The following is a 14,165-nucleotide window of genomic DNA, read 5'->3' on the forward strand; positions in this document are numbered from 1 at the left end:
GGCTATTATCGGCGATATTTCAAAGCATGGTGGGGCCCGTGACCAGAACCTTGACGGCGTTAGCCGCGCTCGCTTGTTGCCTGCTTTCCCTCCAGTCTGCTTCCGCGCAACGGCTCGTCGATCCCGAGAGGGTCGCGCCCGAATATCGCGAGGCCGCGGAAAAACGCCGGGCCGAGCAAATCCGGCAACGCCAATGCGCCATGAAGGCGGACACTGAAAAGGTTCTGCCGCGCGACCGCACCGCCTTCTTGAACCATTGCCTCGAGGAAGCCGCGGCGAAGTAAGGCCAACGCACGGACCGCGCCGGTCTCACTGACCTTTGCCGAACCCGGTTACCCGACGCAGCAGCCGCTCCAGCCCCACGCCGATGGCAAGCCCTGCGGCCACGTCGCTCGCCCAATGCGCCAGCAGCACGACGCGCGTTGCCACCAAGCCTGCGCCGATACTCCAGACAAGGCTTCGTTTGCCCGGCGGCAGCCGGGTCGCCGCGCTGGCCAGCGCGCCGACGTGAATCGCATGTCCTGAGGGGAATGCATCCAGCCGATCGCCGGACAACGGAACGCCGTGAAGATGCCCGAGCACCGTTACCCTGTCGGGACGGCGCTGATTGAATATCCCCTTCAACAAATGCGGCAGGGCAGTTGCCGCGACGGTGGTCAGAAGAACATGATTTGCAGCCACGCGCTGGGCCGGCCGGTTTCGCGCGTACAGCCACCAGACGATTGCGGCTGCGCAGAGCACATGCTCGTCGGCGCCCCATGTCAGCACCTCCGAAGCCTTTTCGATATGCGGCGTTGTGCGCCGCGCAACCGCTCTTGCAATTTCGATGTCTGGCCTGGTCGGCTCGATCGTGATCGCCATGTCCGGAAACGCGGCTGTCGCGCTCCCGGTTCCCTGCAATTGGAACGAAGCTGCGGACACCTGTTTGAAGTACCATGGAATATGTGTTGCGCTTCATCGTCGGCGGCTTCGTGGTGGTCGCATTTGCCGCCCTGGCCGAAGTGCTTCGCCCGAAGAGTTTCGCCGGCCTGTTTGGTGCGGCGCCTTCCGTCGCGCTCGCCACGCTCGCTCTCGCATTCGGCAAACATGGTGCGGACTACGTCGCTGTCCAGGCCCGTTCGATGGCGCTCGGCGCGCTGGCGTTCGCCTTGTTCAGCCTGCTCGTATGCCAGTTGATCATGCGGCTGAACTGGAGCGCTCTTGCGGCCGCGAGTGCGAGCCTCCTGATCTGGTTCGTTGCCGCCTTCGGTCTCGAACAAGCTCTCATCGGATGAGGGCCGCGATGATCCATCTGAAGTTTGCCGCGCTGAAGGAAGGCCGCTGGTACGAATATCCCCTGCGCTTCGTGCTGGGAGGCCTTGCGACCTGCCTGGCAGGTCTGGTTGCCGACTTCGGCGGTCCCTCTGCGGGCGGGCTCTTTCTGGCGTTTCCCGCCATTTTCCTCGCCAGCGTCGGCATGATCGAGTCGCATGAGCGGCGGCGAAAGCGGGAGAAGGGTATGCAGGGCGCACGCCGGGGCCGGCAGGCGGCGGCGCTCGAGGCACAGGGTGCGGTGTGTGGCAGCGCCGGACTCGCTGCATTCGCCATGGTGGTGTGGTTCGCGGCGCCGGCATTGCCCTTCCCCGCCGCTCTCGCCCTCGCGCTGGCCGCCTGGCTGGCAGTCGCGGTGGCAGCCTGGCGGACGGGGTATTTCCTGTGACCTCGCCCGCGAAAAAAGGCAGCGAACACACGCTGCCGAAACGCATCGAACACGCCGTTCACCTGTGTGTGGACATGCAGCGCCTGTTTGCCAAGGGCGGGCTTTGGGAAACCCCGTGGATGGAGCGCGTGCTGCCGACGATCGAAGCCGCCGTCGCCCTGTGCCCCGAGCGAACCGTGTTCACGCGGTTCATACCGCCGGAGAATGCGGACAAGGCACCGGGCCAGTGGCGCCAATATTATCGCCGCTGGTCGGCGGCGACGCGCGAAAACCTCGATTCTTCGCAACTCGATCTCGTCCCGGCGCTCGCGCGCTACGCCCCGCCGGCGGCGATCATCGACAAGCCCGCCTATTCGGCCTTTCATCGTTCGGCACTCGGAGATTTCTTGACCGAGCGCAATGTCGGAACATTGATTATTTCGGGAGCCGAAACCGACGTGTGCGTTCTGTCGACCGTGCTGGCCGCCGTCAATGTCGGCTATCGCGTCGTCATCGTGGAAGATGGCCTGTGCAGCTCTTCCGACCCCGGACACGATGCGCTCATGACCATGTACCGGCTTCGCTACAGCGAGCAGATCGATCTGATCACGGCCGAGCATCTCCCCGAGGTGTGGGGCGACCTTCGCAAATAGGAACATCTGCCAGCAGCGCCTGTTGACCCCGGTAACACCGAGGAGAACACGATGAAAACGACCATTCTGGCTCTGGCGCTGGCCGCAGCGCTGGCCTCGCCTGCCCTCGCGCAGTCGGTCGGCGAGAAGACCGGCATCAATTCCGCGCTCGGCATCGCGCCGAAAACTGAAGACTTCATCAAGGAAGTCGCCATGAGCGACATGACCGAGATCGAGGCAGCCAGGATCGCGCAGCAGAAGGGCAATGCCGACGAAAAGAAATTTGCCGAGACGATGATCACCGACCACACCAAGACCAGCGAAGAGCTGAAATCCATGGTGCCCGGCGAGATGAAGGCGGCGATCCCCACCAGCCTCGACGACGCCCACCAGAAGAAGCTCGCCAGATTGCGCGACGCCAAGCCCGAAGACTTCGCCAGCGAATACGATTCGATGCAGGTGAGCGCCCACAAGGACGCGGTCTCGCTGTTCGAACGCTACGCCAAGGGCGGCGAGAATGCGAAGCTGAAGGAGTGGGCAGGCAAGACGCTGCCGGCGCTTCAGCACCACCTGGAGATGGCGCAAGCGCTCGATAAGAATAGAAAGTGATGATTCCTTCGTTCAACCAATGAAGGAGGAACTACATGGCAAAAGCAGCATGGAAGCGGCCGGGCTCGCCGATCGGCAAGAAGGGCCCGCGCAAGAAAAACCCCTCATACAAGCGGCGCTCGCGTGAGCCCTGGTCGACGGCGGACGTACGGATGCTCAAGCAGCTCGCAAAGGGAAACACCCCGGCCGGCGTGATGAGCGTCAAGCTTCAGCGCCCTGTCGCAGCGATCCGAAGCAAGGCGCAGCGCGAGGGAATTTCGCTGCGGCCCGTGAACCGGCCGCCTTACAACCGGCGCGCGACAAAGCGGCGTTGACGAAGGGCCTGCGGGAGCCGGACGCGACAGCTATCAAAGTAACAGGACGGCGGTAAGCTGGAAGCAGCAGCTGACTTCATGCCCATGCCCTTGTGCGAGATCATCGGACTTCTGCAACACATCATGCTCATGCCGGATTGCGCTTTCGCTGCGCCATCGGCCATTCGGATGCGTTCTTTTCGGAGATCGCCCCGCACCATGCCGCCAGACTGATCCGGGCGGCTTCGGCGGGTAAGACGCGCTGTCCCTTCGCGCTTTCGGATCCTGATCGGCCCTATCAAATGATAGGAACGATGCTCCGGCGGCATCGTTATCCATCATCACCGCACGGTCTATGGCTTTCATCGGTGATGAGAACGCTCGGTTGCGCTCCCGCCTCCTCTAGCGGAATGGAGCAGCGCCGATGCAACGACGCCGTTTCAAACAAATTCGATCGCTGGAAGAACGTCTTGCCGAGGAAGCAAAACGGCTTCGCGAGCAAGCCCGATTGCTGGAGCCCGGCGCAGCACGCGACGCCTTGCTGCGAAAGGCCCGGCAGGCAGAAACCGGCTCGCACATGAGCGCGTGGCTGGAGTCTCCCGGATTGCAGCCTCCAAGATAAGACCTGCACCCTGCTCATTGCCGTCAGGTGCAGGAGACCGGGAGCAGCGCCCCCGATCACTTCCGTGTCTTGCGTGCGTTGTTCCTTGCCAAAGGCGGCTCGAGAACAACCTGCTTCAGATCGTTGCCGGCGACGGTCACGATCACGAAATTCAGACGCCCCTCCAGCCGCTTCAATCCTCCGCTGATGGTCCGCCCCTTTGTGTTGCGCTCCGCAACGAGGATGGCGTCCATCATCTCCTGGCGAACGTTGCCGAAGGCGGCGAGGATGCGCAGATCTTCGGCGTTCAGTTCGCGCGCCGATGATTCTCCGGTCTTCCCCACGAGCTTGCCGGACGATGCGTCCATTGCGTCTTCGTAGATCAGGTCGCCGCGGAGCGTTCTCACCCGAAACACGGCGAGCGTCTCGCGGCCATCGAAGCTCGCATCGATCACCCGTGCGCCCGGGTGCAATGCAAGTGCGGCGACCAGCGCATCCTGTATCGGCAATGAGATCGCGTTGAAGCGTGCAATCTCGCTCGCCACCGATCCGACGCCATCTGCTTTGTCGACATCAGGCGCTTCGACCGGAATCACCAATGGGGCATCTGCGCAGGCTGGCGAGGCGAGAAGCAACCCGATGGCGGCAATCAACCATCCGCTTGACCTGGGAACAATCAAAGAACTTTCCTGACTTGCGGCTACAGGCTCCACCTGCACATACAAATAGGGCGCTGATTGGCTGCCGGTAAGGCGGCCGCGTTCCACCCTGGAACCGGACACGCGGTTTCATCGCAGATCCAATTGGCCGGCCGATAGGTTCCGGGGCTAGTTCAAAATTGCTCTGTAAATGCACCAGCCGATCAGCGCCGCTGAAGCCGCCCAAACAAGCACGATGGCAACCGCCGCTGTCCTGCTCACGGGCCGCTCTGCCGCAGCGGCTGCGAGCGCCCGATGCTCCTCCATGACGTCAGGCGGGATCAGCCGGACGACCAGCCAGATGCCCGCCGGCACCAGGATCACGTCATCCAGGTAACCCAGGATCGGAACGAAATCCGGGATCAGGTCGATCGGCGAAAGCGCATATCCCGCCACGACGATCGCGAGCGCCTTTGCGTACCATGGAACGCGCCGGTCCCGGCTGGCGAGATACAGCGCATGGATATCGCGTTTGATGATCCGCGCCCAATCCTTCAGATTCATTTCAGAGGCTTTCCCGGACCTCGAGTTTGCCAGCCAAACGACCTGTCGGGCAAATCAATTCTGAATTTCGGAAATCATGTCAAGCCCCCTCGCGCAAAAATATTCTGCTTGTTAATTTCGGTAAATCAGAATTATAACAACGGCACCTCATCCTCGAGGAGGGGCGTTGGCCGTCGCCACCAAACGTTGGGATGGGATGCGGTGGACGCGCTTGTTCAGCAGACGACTGGGCAAGGGCGTACGGCGAAGTCGTGTGGTCCTGGCGCCGCGACGCTGGCGCTAAGCCTTGCGGAGTTTTCCGCGAGGCGATGGTGACAACAAGCCCGCTCACCAGGGAGAGCGCGATATAAGCCGTAAAGCCATTGCGCAGGGGATGTCGGAGTGTTCTCCGCTCACCCGTATGCTCGTGTGCGCCTTTTTTGCTTGCGCATCAGGCACACGAGACCGCGGGTGCAGCGCGCACCCGGCATTCCCCTGCGCCCTCTATCGTTAGAGGCGCGATGAACTTGAATAGCTCGGGCACATGGTGTCGCGAGAACGCGAAACTGCATCTGAAGCGCGAGTGCGCCTCACACTCTCCCCGTCATCACCCGCGCAGGCGGGTGATCCAGTATTCCAGAGACAGCAATGATTGAACCGAGAAGCCGCGGCGTACTGGATGCCCCGCCTTCGCGGGGCATGACGGCCGATGGGTCGGGGAAACACGTTCATCCAACAACAATGCGCCCTTGCCCCTCCCTATCCCCTCACAAATCCGCGAGCCAGCCGCCGTCGCGCTTGCTGCAACAATAGTGTCATGTAGCAAATCTAGACCGAGACACCCGCCCGAAGCCATCCGCATGACATGGGGAGAATTCCGATGCGCCGCGCAATCACATTGCTGTCCGCGAGCCTGATCACATTATCCGCAAGCGCCGCATCCGCGCAGAACGCCACGCCCCGCAATCTCGTCCTGTTCATCCCCGACGGCCTGCGTGGCAAGATCGTCAGCGCGCAGACCGCGCCGGCGATGGCGGAGCTTCGCGACAAGGGCGTCTATTTCCAGAATTCGCATTCGCTGTTCCCGACCTTCACCATGGCCAACGGATCGGCGATGGCGAGCGGCCACTATCTCGGCGACACCGGCACGTTCTCCAACACGATCTACACCGGCTACAGCTCCGTGCCGGCCGGCGACACCGTGGTGCCCTTCATCGAGAACGATGCGGTGCTCGCCGACGTCGACGATCACTTCAATGGCGACTATCTCAACGAGGAGACGCTGTTGAAGATGGCACGCGACAAGGGCTTCAGCACCGCCGCCATCGGCAAGGTCGGCCCCACCCTGATCTTCGACCACACCGATCGCGGCAAGAACACGATCGTGATCGACGACTCCACCGGCGGCAAGACCGGCGTGCCCCTCTCCGACGAGATGAAGGATGCCCTGACCAAGGCGGGTCTGCCGCTCGCGACCCCAAGCCGCGGCGACAACAGCAAGGCGGGCGATGCCAAGACGCCGGGCACGACCTCGGCCAATGTCGGGCAGCAGGCTTACATGGCGGATGTTGCCACCAAGGTCGTGCTCCCGATGTTCAAGGCGCGCAACAAGCCGTTCGTGCTGGTGTTCTGGTCGCGCGATCCCGACGGCAGCCAGCACAATACCGGCGACAGTCTCAACACCATCACCCCCGGCATCAACGGCCCGACCTCGATGGCCGGCATCAAGAACGCCGACGATAACCTCGCGCAACTGCGCAAGGCGCTCGACGAACTCGGGCTTGCCGCAAACACCAACATCATCGTCTCCTCCGATCACGGCTTTTCGACCATCTCGAAGGAGAGCAAGACCAGTCCCTCCGCGAAGATGTCCTATGAGGACACGCCGAAGGATTTCTTGCCGATGGGCTTCCTCGCGATCGACCTCGCCAAGGCGCTGAACCTGCCGCTGTTCGACCCCAACGACAAGAACGCCAAGGTCGGCGACAACGCGCATCCGAAAGCCGGCAACGGCGTGCTCGGTGCGGATCCAACCAAACCCGACGTCGTCGTTGCGACCAATGGCGGATCCGACCTGATCTACCTGCCGAACAAGGACAAGAAGCTCGCCGACCGCATCATCAAGGCGCTGCTGGAGCAGGATTATGTCAGCGGCCTGTTCATCAATGACGACCTCGGTCGCTTCCCCGGCGCGCTGCCGATGTCGGCGCTCGGATTGCGGGGCAAGGCGGTGACGCCGCATCCCTCGATCATCGTCAACTTCCGCTCATGGTCCTCGGGCTGCGCGGAGCCGACCAATTGCTCGGTGCAGGTCGCCGACACCGTGCTGCGCCAGGGCCAGGGCATGCATGGCAGCTTCAGCCGCGGCGACACGCTCAACTTCACCGCGGCGATCGGACCTGACTTCAAGACGGGCTATGTCGATCCCCTGCCCGTCAGCAACGCCGATGTCGGCGCCACCGCCGCTCGGCTGATGGGACTGACCCAGAAGGCGAAGGGACCATTGGTCGGCCGCGTCGTCACCGAAGCGATGCCGAACGGCGCAACGCCAAAGGCTTTCACCGGCACGGCAAGCTCGCGGCCGGCGGCCAACGGCCTGCGCACCGTGCTGCTGTTCCAGCGCGTCGGCCCCCAGCGCTATTTCGACGCCGCCGGCTTTCCCGGCCGCACGCTCGGCCTTGAGGCGGATGCCGACAAACAAAAAACGGCGGGGAAGTAACCCCGCCGTCCAACGCCCCTTCAAGGAAGATGATCTCACATCATCCCGATATCGAACACGTTCGGAAATTGCGACAGCGGCAGGGCCGCGGCGCCGATGATGGTGGCGACCATGGTCATCAGCGTGCGGTTGCTGCGGCGCTTGCCGCGCATCTGGTTCGCAAGCCATTTGAGCGCCTCGGTGTCGGCCTTGATGGCCGGCGCCCAACTCGCGATGTCGGTGTCGGGCGACAGCGCCACCGTGCGCGGCGGCACCGTCAGTCCGGATTCGGAGGCGGCGTGATGGGCGACCGCTTTGGCGAGCAGGTCGTCGAACCGGCCGCCATCGGTACGCTCGGCGGCGGCGTCGTGGATTTCGAGCAGCGCCTCGACCTCGGCGCGGCAGACCGGCTGATGCTCGACGGCGGATGCGGTCAGGATGCGTGCGCACCAGGCGGCGTCATCGGCATCGAGCGCGCGGGAGAAGTGGATGCGGCCCTTGGTGGTCGGACCTTCGCCGGTGATCACGCCATCGCGCACGATGGTCAGGGCGTGGGCCGCGGTCTTGCGGCAGGACGGTTGCAGAGCGGCCACCAACTCGGTGGCCTTGGTACTCGGGGCAGACATAGTTCAGTTCACACTTCCAGATTTCTTGTTCGGACCAGCAATTCCATGCGGGCGTAAACGAGTGGTTAATGATTCGAAACTCGCATTCCCACATTTTTAGATGGTTGCCGATTTGTCGCTGTGCGGCCCGTCACGGTTCGACCGGCAACCGGGCCGGGCGTAGTGACGGCGATAAGCGGCAATATCGGGGCAGGACGGGCTCGGTAGTTCCATTGGGTTTTTTCGCCGCAGACCCCTACATCAGTGGATGATGCTAGAAGTTCCGCCGCACGGAGAAGGAATTCATCTTGTTGATGAACCAGTTCACCTAACCCGCTTCACGGCTTATACTTCGCTGCGACGAAATTCCCCTGCAACTAGAACGACATGAGGTCGAAACATGGCACTCCCGATTGGCGCCACCGCCCCCGATTTCGAAGCCCAAACCACCGAAGGAAAAATCAAATTCCACGACTGGATCGGCAATAGCTGGGCCCTGTTGTTCTCCCATCCCAAGGATTTTACCCCGGTCTGCACCACCGAGCTCGGCGCGCTGGCCAAGCTGAAGCCGGAATTCGACAAGCGCGGCGTGAAATTGATGGGCCTTTCGGTCGATCCGGTCGACCGGCACACCAAATGGTCCGAGGACATCAAGGAGACGCAGGGTGCGGCGCCGAACTACCCGATGATCGGCGACACCGATTTCAACGTGTCCAAGCTCTACGAGATGCTGCCGGCCTCGACGTCCGGCGACCCGCTCACCCGCACGCCCGCCGATAACCAGACCGTGCGTAACGTCTTCGTCATCGGCCCGGACAAGAAGATCAAGCTGGTGCTGGTCTACCCGATGACGACGGGCCGCAACTTTGCGGAAATCCTGCGCGTGATCGATTCCCTTCAGATGACCGCCAAGCATCGCGTGGCGACGCCGGCCGACTGGCAACAGGGCGAGGACGTCATCATCGCGGGCTCGGTCACCGACGATGAGGCCAAGACGATCTATCCGCAGGGCTGGAAGGCACCGAAGCCGTACATCCGGATCGTGCCGCAGCCGAAGTGACCGCGTAGCGGTCATCCCGGGGCGATGCGAAAGCATCGAACCCGGGATCTCGTCGATTAGACCAGGCGCTACGCCGCCCTCACCCCGTCGAGGAATTTTTCGACCTCGGCCTTCAGGTGCAGGCTCTCGCCGGACAGCGCCTGGGCGGATGCGAACATCCGGCTGGAGGTCTCGCCGGTCTCCTCGGCGCCGCGGGCGACGTTGCCGACATTGACGGCAACGCCCGCCGTGCCGCTCGCCGCGGCGCGCACGCTTTGGGCGATGTTTTTCGTCGCCGCGCTCTGCTGCTCCACCGCCGCCGAGATCGAAGTGGCGATGTCGCTGATGCGCTCGATGGTCTGGCCGATCGCCTTGATCGCGCCGACCGACTCTTCGGTCGCAAGCTGCATGCTGGCGATCTGGCTGGAGATCTCTTCGGTGGCCTTGGCGGTCTGACCGGCGAGGCTCTTGACCTCCTGTGCCACCACGGCAAAGCCGCGGCCGGCATCGCCGGCGCGAGCGGCCTCGATGGTGGCATTGAGCGCCAAGAGGTTGGTCTGCTCGGCGATGGTCGTGATCAGCTTGACGACGTCGCCGATGCGGGTGCCGGCCTGCGACAGCTCGCTCATGCGCTGGTCGGTCGCTTCGGCCTGGCGCACCGCTTCGGCGGCGATGCCGTTCGATTCCTGGACGCGGCGGGTGATCTCGGCGATCGAGCTGGAGAGTTCGTCGGAAGCCGCAGCCGCCGCGCGGACGTGCTCGGAAGCCGCTTCCGAGGCGCTGGCGGATTCGCCGGAAAGCTCGGCGGTCGAGCGCGCGGTCTCGGTGAGCTGGCGCGCGACGCGCTCGAATTCGCCGGAGGAATTGAGCACCTTGTCGAGGATGCCGCCGACCCCGGCCTGGAACTCGTCGACGAACATGCGCAGCTCCGCCTTGCGCTGTTCGGCCGCCGCTGCGGCAGCCGCAGCCTGCTCGGTGCGCAGGCGATGGCGCTCCTGGGAGTTGCTCCTGAATATCGCAATGGTGCGGGCGATCTCGCCGATTTCGTCCGCCCGCTCGTGATAATTGATCTCGATGTCGCTGTTGCCGTTCGCGATCGCCGTCAACGACGCCGTGACCGAGCCCAGTGGCCTGGTGATCCGGCGCACCACCAGCATGGTCAACAACAGCACCAGCAGCGCGGCGACGCCGGCCGCGATCGCCATGGTCTTGATCGCATGCGCCAGCATGCCCTCGAACTGCTCCATCGGAATGCCGACATAGAGAATGCCGATGACCTTTCCGGTCGCATTCACAACGGGATAGTAGGCGGTCATGTAATTCTTGCTGAACAGCACCGCCGGCCCCTTATAGGCCTCGCCACGGCGCAGCACGGCCTGCCCGGGGTGATCGGGAGCGAGCTGAGTGCCGACGGCGCGATCGCCGTTCTCCTTCTTCAGATTGGTGGAGCGGCGGATGAACTGGTTGCTGGCGTCGTCATAGACGAACAGCGTGGCGTTGCCGCCGACATAGGACACCGCGCGATCGACGATCGCATGATCCTTGAATTCCGGCATCCGGGCGATTTCGGCGCGGGCGACCACGCCGTCCTTCATCGCAATGCGGGCGTCGCCATAGGCCTCGGAGAAGGTCATCGCCAGGGTACGAAGGTTGACCTCGATATCCCGCAGGGCGCGTTGGTTGAACTCCGATGTCAGTGACCACCAGGCGGCGCCGACCACCAGTCCCGTGTTCAGCGCGATCAGAACGCCCGCGCAGATGACGGCCTTGGTCCCGATCTTGAGTGACGGCAGGAACTTCCCAAACGAACCGCTGGACATGATGAAATGCTCCCAAAACGGCTCACATTTGACGTTTTTTGTTTACGATTGGATTAAGATTGCAACCCTGAGCAATGTTTTCAGCCGGCGCCCTAACTTATGCGAGCAATGACCGGCCCAATCATCGTCTGGTTTCGCGACGGCTTCGCCTGCTCGGATCCTCCGGTACGCCGGCCCTCCGTCTCCATCCTCGACGAGCTGAGTTGCTATTGAGCTACCGGCCCCGCGTCCGCTAGCGCGCGGTCGTGGCTCGCACATTCGCCACGAGCATTGAACGCCATCCTGCAATTCGCCGGCGCATCGCTGACGCTCCGTAAGGGTGCGCCGTCAAGGTCGTTGCCGAGATCGTTCGCGAGGCGATCATCGAGACGAGTGCGCGTTGAAGGCTTGCACAGCGATCCGCGAGCGATGAACAGCGAGTCAAATTTGACGCGCAAAAGATTCACGCTATCGTTGCAACCTCGTCAAAACCCTGGGGGATGAGAATGGACGACGACAAGCCCGTAATGGATACGATAGCAGACGCGGTCAGCAGTGCCGCCAGCGCGACCGCTGACGCTGCAACGACCACCGTTACCGCAGTCAAGAAGACCGCGAAGAAGGCGAAGAAAGCCGTCAAGAAGGCGGTGAAGAAGGTCTCGCCGAAGAAAAAGAAGGCCAAGAAAGCCGCCAGGAAGACAGTCAAGAAATCAGCGAAGAAGGCCAAGAAGGGCGCGAAGAAAGCGAGCAAGAAGGCCGGCAAGAAAAAGAAGGCGAAGAAGTCCAAGCGCTGAGCTTCCATCGTCATTGCGAGCGAAGCGAAGCAATCCAGAGCCAAAGCGAAGGTGCCCGTTCTGGATCGCTTCGCTCCTCGCAATGACGAAGACACGTCGCTCAAGCCCGCCGGTTCACCAAAAACACGGCGGCCGCGCAGATGACCATGCCGGTAATAGCGATCGCATCGAGCCGCTCATTGAACAGCACGAAGGCCATCACCGCGGTCACGGCCGGGACCAGATAGAACAGGCTGGCCACCGACGTTGCCGCCTGGTGGCGGATCAGCCAGTACAACAGCCCGATCGAGCCGATCGACAGCGCGACCGCGAGCCAGGCCAGCGCCAGGATGAACTCGGTCGTCCAGTGCACCACGCGATCTTCGAACAGGAACGCACCGACCGTGAAGAACACGGTCACCGCGGCAAACTGCACGAGATTGCCGCTGCGCCAGTCGATCCGGTTGCAATAGCGCCGCTGATACAGCGTCCCCAGCGTAATGCTGACCAGTGAGACGGCGGAGGCGAACCAGCCCCAGCCCGCCTGCCCGGTCATCGGCCGGTCATGCAGGATCAACGCAACGCCGCCGAGCCCGATCACCAGACCCGCCCATTGCAGCGGCGTGACGCGCTCGCCCAGCCAGCGATTGGCGATGGTTGCCATCAGGATCGGTTGCAGGCCCGGGATCAGCGCCGAAAGGCCGGCCGGGATCGAAAGCGAGATCGCCACCGCCGTGCCGCCGAGATAGAACCCGTGCACCAGAATGCCGGCGATGATGCTGTGGCCGATCTCGGTACGATCAGGCCATACCGGCCGCGCGATGGCGACGATGATCGCCATCAGGACGACGACGAGCGCCATGCGGATGGCCAGATACGTCAGGGGATCGGCGTTGTTGACGACGTATTTGGTGCCGACAAAGCCGGTACTCCAGAGCAGCACGAAAACCGCCGGCGCCGCGCGCGCGGCAAATTTGTCGAAGTCGCTGCTCATTTGCTGCCCTGACTGCCCGATCCTGTGCTATGCGGCAAGCCCGCCCGCGCAAAGCCCCTCGCGCGAATTCACATAACGACCAACAAGAATGAGGACCGCCATGGATGTTCGCGCCGCCGTCGCCACATCAGCTGGAAAGCCGCTGGAGATCACGACCGTCCAGCTCGAGGGGCCGCGCGAAGGTGAAGTGATGGTCGAGATCAAGGCGACCGGCATTTGCCACACCGACGAATTCACCCTCTCCGGCGCCGATCCCGAGGGCCTGTTCCCGGCGATCCTCGGCCATGAGGGCGCCGGCGTCGTGGTCGATGTCGGCAAGGGCGTCACCAGCGTCAAGAAAGGCGATCACGTCATCCCGCTCTACACGCCGGAATGCCGGCAGTGCCCGTCCTGCCTGTCGCGCAAGACCAACCTCTGCACCGCGATCCGCAGCACCCAGGGCCAGGGCCTGATGCCGGACGGCACCTCGCGCTTCTCGATCGGCGGCAAGCCGATCCATCACTACATGGGCACCTCGACCTTTGCGAACTACACGGTGCTGCCGGAAATCGCGGTGGCAAAGATCCGCGAGGACGCGCCGTTCGACAAGGTTTGCTATATCGGCTGCGGCGTCACCACCGGTATCGGCGCCGTCATCAACACCGCCAAGGTGGAGGAAGGCGCCAAGGCCATCGTGTTTGGCCTCGGCGGCATCGGCCTGAACGTGTTGCAGGGACTAAAGCTCGCAGGCGCCGACATGATCATCGGCGTCGACATCAACCCCGACCGCAAGGCATGGGGCGAGCGGTTCGGCATGACGCATTTCGTCAATCCGAAGGAAGTCGGCAAGGACCTCGTCCCTCACCTCGTCAACATGACCAAATCAGGCGCCGACCAGATCGGCGGCGCCGACTACACCTTCGACTGCACCGGCAATGTCACGGTGATGCGGCAGGCGCTGGAAGCCTGCCACCGCGGCTGGGGCCAGTCGATCATCATCGGCGTAGCCCCGGCCGGCGCCGAGATTGCAACGCGGCCGTTCCAGCTCGTCACCGGCCGGGTGTGGAAAGGCACCGCCTTCGGCGGCGCGCGCGGCCGCACCGATGTACCAAAGATCGTCGACTGGTACATGCAGGGCAAGATCCAGATCGACCCGATGATCACGCACGTGATGCCGCTGGCCGAGATCAACAACGCGTTCGAACTGATGAAGCGCGGGGAATCGATCCGGGGCGTGGTGACGTTCTAGGGCTGCCCGTGCGCACCTGATCGTCGCTGCACCTG

At 63.1% G+C, this 14,165-nt stretch carries 17 protein-coding genes; 11 read left to right on the top strand and 6 right to left on the bottom strand.

All coding sequences use genetic code 11. The features are described 5' to 3' along the window. Window positions 1-26: 26 nt before the first annotated feature. Window positions 27-284, top strand: coding sequence for a hypothetical protein (locus JQ628_RS26455; RefSeq protein WP_249128444.1), 258 nt, complete (start codon window positions 27-29; stop codon window positions 282-284). 25 nt (window positions 285-309) lie between these two features. On the opposite strand, the gene JQ628_RS26460 is transcribed toward JQ628_RS26455, so the two are convergent. Continuing rightward, entirely contained in the window at window positions 310-861 is a 552-nt protein-coding gene (locus JQ628_RS26460) for a phosphatase PAP2 family protein (protein WP_212226983.1), read from the bottom strand. Window positions 862-935: 74 nt separating this feature from the next. Between JQ628_RS26460 and JQ628_RS26465 the strand changes: the two genes are divergently transcribed. From JQ628_RS26465 to JQ628_RS26490, 6 genes are all read left to right on the top strand, one after another. Then, window positions 936-1,274, top strand: a complete 339-nt coding sequence (locus JQ628_RS26465) for a DUF3147 family protein (RefSeq protein ID WP_212226985.1) — start codon at window positions 936-938, stop codon at window positions 1,272-1,274. A gap of 8 nt (window positions 1,275-1,282) precedes the next feature. Continuing rightward, complete coding sequence (locus JQ628_RS26470) at window positions 1,283-1,699, top strand: DUF3147 family protein (protein WP_212226987.1); 417 nt, start codon at window positions 1,283-1,285, stop codon at window positions 1,697-1,699. After that, a complete protein-coding gene (locus JQ628_RS26475) occupies window positions 1,696-2,331 on the top strand; it encodes a cysteine hydrolase family protein (protein WP_349628129.1) in 636 nt (211 codons plus the stop codon). Before JQ628_RS26470 ends, JQ628_RS26475 begins: the two co-directional genes overlap by 4 nt. A 51-nt stretch (window positions 2,332-2,382) precedes the next feature. After that, complete coding sequence (locus JQ628_RS26480) at window positions 2,383-2,919, top strand: DUF4142 domain-containing protein (RefSeq protein WP_212226989.1); 537 nt, start codon at window positions 2,383-2,385, stop codon at window positions 2,917-2,919. Between the two features lie 35 nt (window positions 2,920-2,954). Next, on the top strand, window positions 2,955-3,233 hold the full coding sequence (locus JQ628_RS26485; protein ID WP_212226991.1) for a hypothetical protein: 279 nt from the start codon (window positions 2,955-2,957) through the stop codon (window positions 3,231-3,233). Between the two features lie 403 nt (window positions 3,234-3,636). After that, window positions 3,637-3,834: a hypothetical protein gene (locus JQ628_RS26490; RefSeq protein WP_212226992.1), complete on the top strand. Its 198-nt coding sequence runs from the start codon at window positions 3,637-3,639 to the stop codon at window positions 3,832-3,834. Window positions 3,835-3,890: 56 nt separating this feature from the next. On the opposite strand, the gene JQ628_RS26495 is transcribed toward JQ628_RS26490, so the two are convergent. Both JQ628_RS26495 and JQ628_RS26500 read right to left on the bottom strand, forming a co-directional pair. Beyond that, complete coding sequence (locus JQ628_RS26495; RefSeq protein WP_212226994.1) at window positions 3,891-4,595, bottom strand: PepSY domain-containing protein; 705 nt, start codon at window positions 4,593-4,595, stop codon at window positions 3,891-3,893. Window positions 4,596-4,640: 45 nt separating this feature from the next. After that, on the bottom strand, window positions 4,641-5,015 hold the full coding sequence (locus tag JQ628_RS26500) for a YkvA family protein (protein ID WP_212226996.1): 375 nt from the start codon (window positions 5,013-5,015) through the stop codon (window positions 4,641-4,643). A gap of 859 nt (window positions 5,016-5,874) precedes the next feature. Between JQ628_RS26500 and JQ628_RS26505 the strand changes: the two genes are divergently transcribed. Next, a complete protein-coding gene (locus JQ628_RS26505; protein WP_212226998.1) occupies window positions 5,875-7,713 on the top strand; it encodes an alkaline phosphatase family protein in 1,839 nt (612 codons plus the stop codon). Between the two features lie 35 nt (window positions 7,714-7,748). Here the strand turns inward: JQ628_RS26505 and JQ628_RS26510 are convergent, their stop codons facing one another. Further along, on the bottom strand, window positions 7,749-8,318 hold the full coding sequence (locus JQ628_RS26510) for a hypothetical protein (protein WP_212227000.1): 570 nt from the start codon (window positions 8,316-8,318) through the stop codon (window positions 7,749-7,751). A gap of 379 nt (window positions 8,319-8,697) precedes the next feature. On the opposite strand from JQ628_RS26510, the gene JQ628_RS26515 reads away from it, so the two are divergent. Next, window positions 8,698-9,357: a peroxiredoxin gene (locus tag JQ628_RS26515; RefSeq protein WP_212227002.1), complete on the top strand. Its 660-nt coding sequence runs from the start codon at window positions 8,698-8,700 to the stop codon at window positions 9,355-9,357. Window positions 9,358-9,425: 68 nt separating this feature from the next. Here the strand turns inward: JQ628_RS26515 and JQ628_RS26520 are convergent, their stop codons facing one another. Further along, entirely contained in the window at window positions 9,426-11,156 is a 1,731-nt protein-coding gene (locus JQ628_RS26520; RefSeq protein ID WP_212227004.1) for a methyl-accepting chemotaxis protein, read from the bottom strand. 485 nt (window positions 11,157-11,641) lie between these two features. Between JQ628_RS26520 and JQ628_RS26525 the strand changes: the two genes are divergently transcribed. Next, complete coding sequence (locus JQ628_RS26525; protein ID WP_212227007.1) at window positions 11,642-11,929, top strand: hypothetical protein; 288 nt, start codon at window positions 11,642-11,644, stop codon at window positions 11,927-11,929. A gap of 100 nt (window positions 11,930-12,029) precedes the next feature. Here JQ628_RS26525 and JQ628_RS26530 read toward each other — a convergent pair whose 3' ends face one another. After that, the gene (locus tag JQ628_RS26530) at window positions 12,030-12,902 is read right to left on the bottom strand and encodes a DMT family transporter (protein WP_212227009.1); all 873 of its coding nucleotides are present in this window, start codon (window positions 12,900-12,902) and stop codon (window positions 12,030-12,032) included. Window positions 12,903-13,002: 100 nt separating this feature from the next. On the opposite strand from JQ628_RS26530, the gene JQ628_RS26535 reads away from it, so the two are divergent. Further along, window positions 13,003-14,130, top strand: coding sequence for an S-(hydroxymethyl)glutathione dehydrogenase/class III alcohol dehydrogenase (locus JQ628_RS26535; protein ID WP_212227011.1), 1,128 nt, complete (start codon window positions 13,003-13,005; stop codon window positions 14,128-14,130). Window positions 14,131-14,165 lie beyond the last annotated feature (35 nt).

This window comes from Bradyrhizobium lablabi, assembly GCF_018129385.1.
Lineage (GTDB): Bacteria > Pseudomonadota > Alphaproteobacteria > Rhizobiales > Xanthobacteraceae > Bradyrhizobium > Bradyrhizobium lablabi_C.

Excerpts from the sequence above, each read along its gene's own strand:
- JQ628_RS26530 (WP_212227009.1), bottom strand. The coding sequence starts at position 12,902 with ATGAGCAGCGACTTCGACAAATTTGCCGCGCGCGCGGCGCCGGCGGTT.
- JQ628_RS26515 (WP_212227002.1), top strand. The coding sequence starts at position 8,698 with ATGGCACTCCCGATTGGCGCCACCGCCCCCGATTTCGAAGCCCAAACC.
- JQ628_RS26510 (WP_212227000.1), bottom strand. The coding sequence starts at position 8,318 with ATGTCTGCCCCGAGTACCAAGGCCACCGAGTTGGTGGCCGCTCTGCAA.
- JQ628_RS26455 (WP_249128444.1), top strand. The coding sequence starts at position 27 with ATGGTGGGGCCCGTGACCAGAACCTTGACGGCGTTAGCCGCGCTCGCT.
- JQ628_RS26535 (WP_212227011.1), top strand. The coding sequence starts at position 13,003 with ATGGATGTTCGCGCCGCCGTCGCCACATCAGCTGGAAAGCCGCTGGAG.
- JQ628_RS26490 (WP_212226992.1), top strand. The coding sequence starts at position 3,637 with ATGCAACGACGCCGTTTCAAACAAATTCGATCGCTGGAAGAACGTCTT.
- JQ628_RS26460 (WP_212226983.1), bottom strand. The coding sequence starts at position 861 with ATGGCGATCACGATCGAGCCGACCAGGCCAGACATCGAAATTGCAAGA.
- JQ628_RS26480 (WP_212226989.1), top strand. The coding sequence starts at position 2,383 with ATGAAAACGACCATTCTGGCTCTGGCGCTGGCCGCAGCGCTGGCCTCG.
- JQ628_RS26500 (WP_212226996.1), bottom strand. The coding sequence starts at position 5,015 with ATGAATCTGAAGGATTGGGCGCGGATCATCAAACGCGATATCCATGCG.
- JQ628_RS26485 (WP_212226991.1), top strand. The coding sequence starts at position 2,955 with ATGGCAAAAGCAGCATGGAAGCGGCCGGGCTCGCCGATCGGCAAGAAG.
- JQ628_RS26525 (WP_212227007.1), top strand. The coding sequence starts at position 11,642 with ATGGACGACGACAAGCCCGTAATGGATACGATAGCAGACGCGGTCAGC.
- JQ628_RS26470 (WP_212226987.1), top strand. The coding sequence starts at position 1,283 with ATGATCCATCTGAAGTTTGCCGCGCTGAAGGAAGGCCGCTGGTACGAA.
- JQ628_RS26465 (WP_212226985.1), top strand. The coding sequence starts at position 936 with ATGGAATATGTGTTGCGCTTCATCGTCGGCGGCTTCGTGGTGGTCGCA.
- JQ628_RS26520 (WP_212227004.1), bottom strand. The coding sequence starts at position 11,156 with ATGTCCAGCGGTTCGTTTGGGAAGTTCCTGCCGTCACTCAAGATCGGG.
- JQ628_RS26505 (WP_212226998.1), top strand. The coding sequence starts at position 5,875 with ATGCGCCGCGCAATCACATTGCTGTCCGCGAGCCTGATCACATTATCC.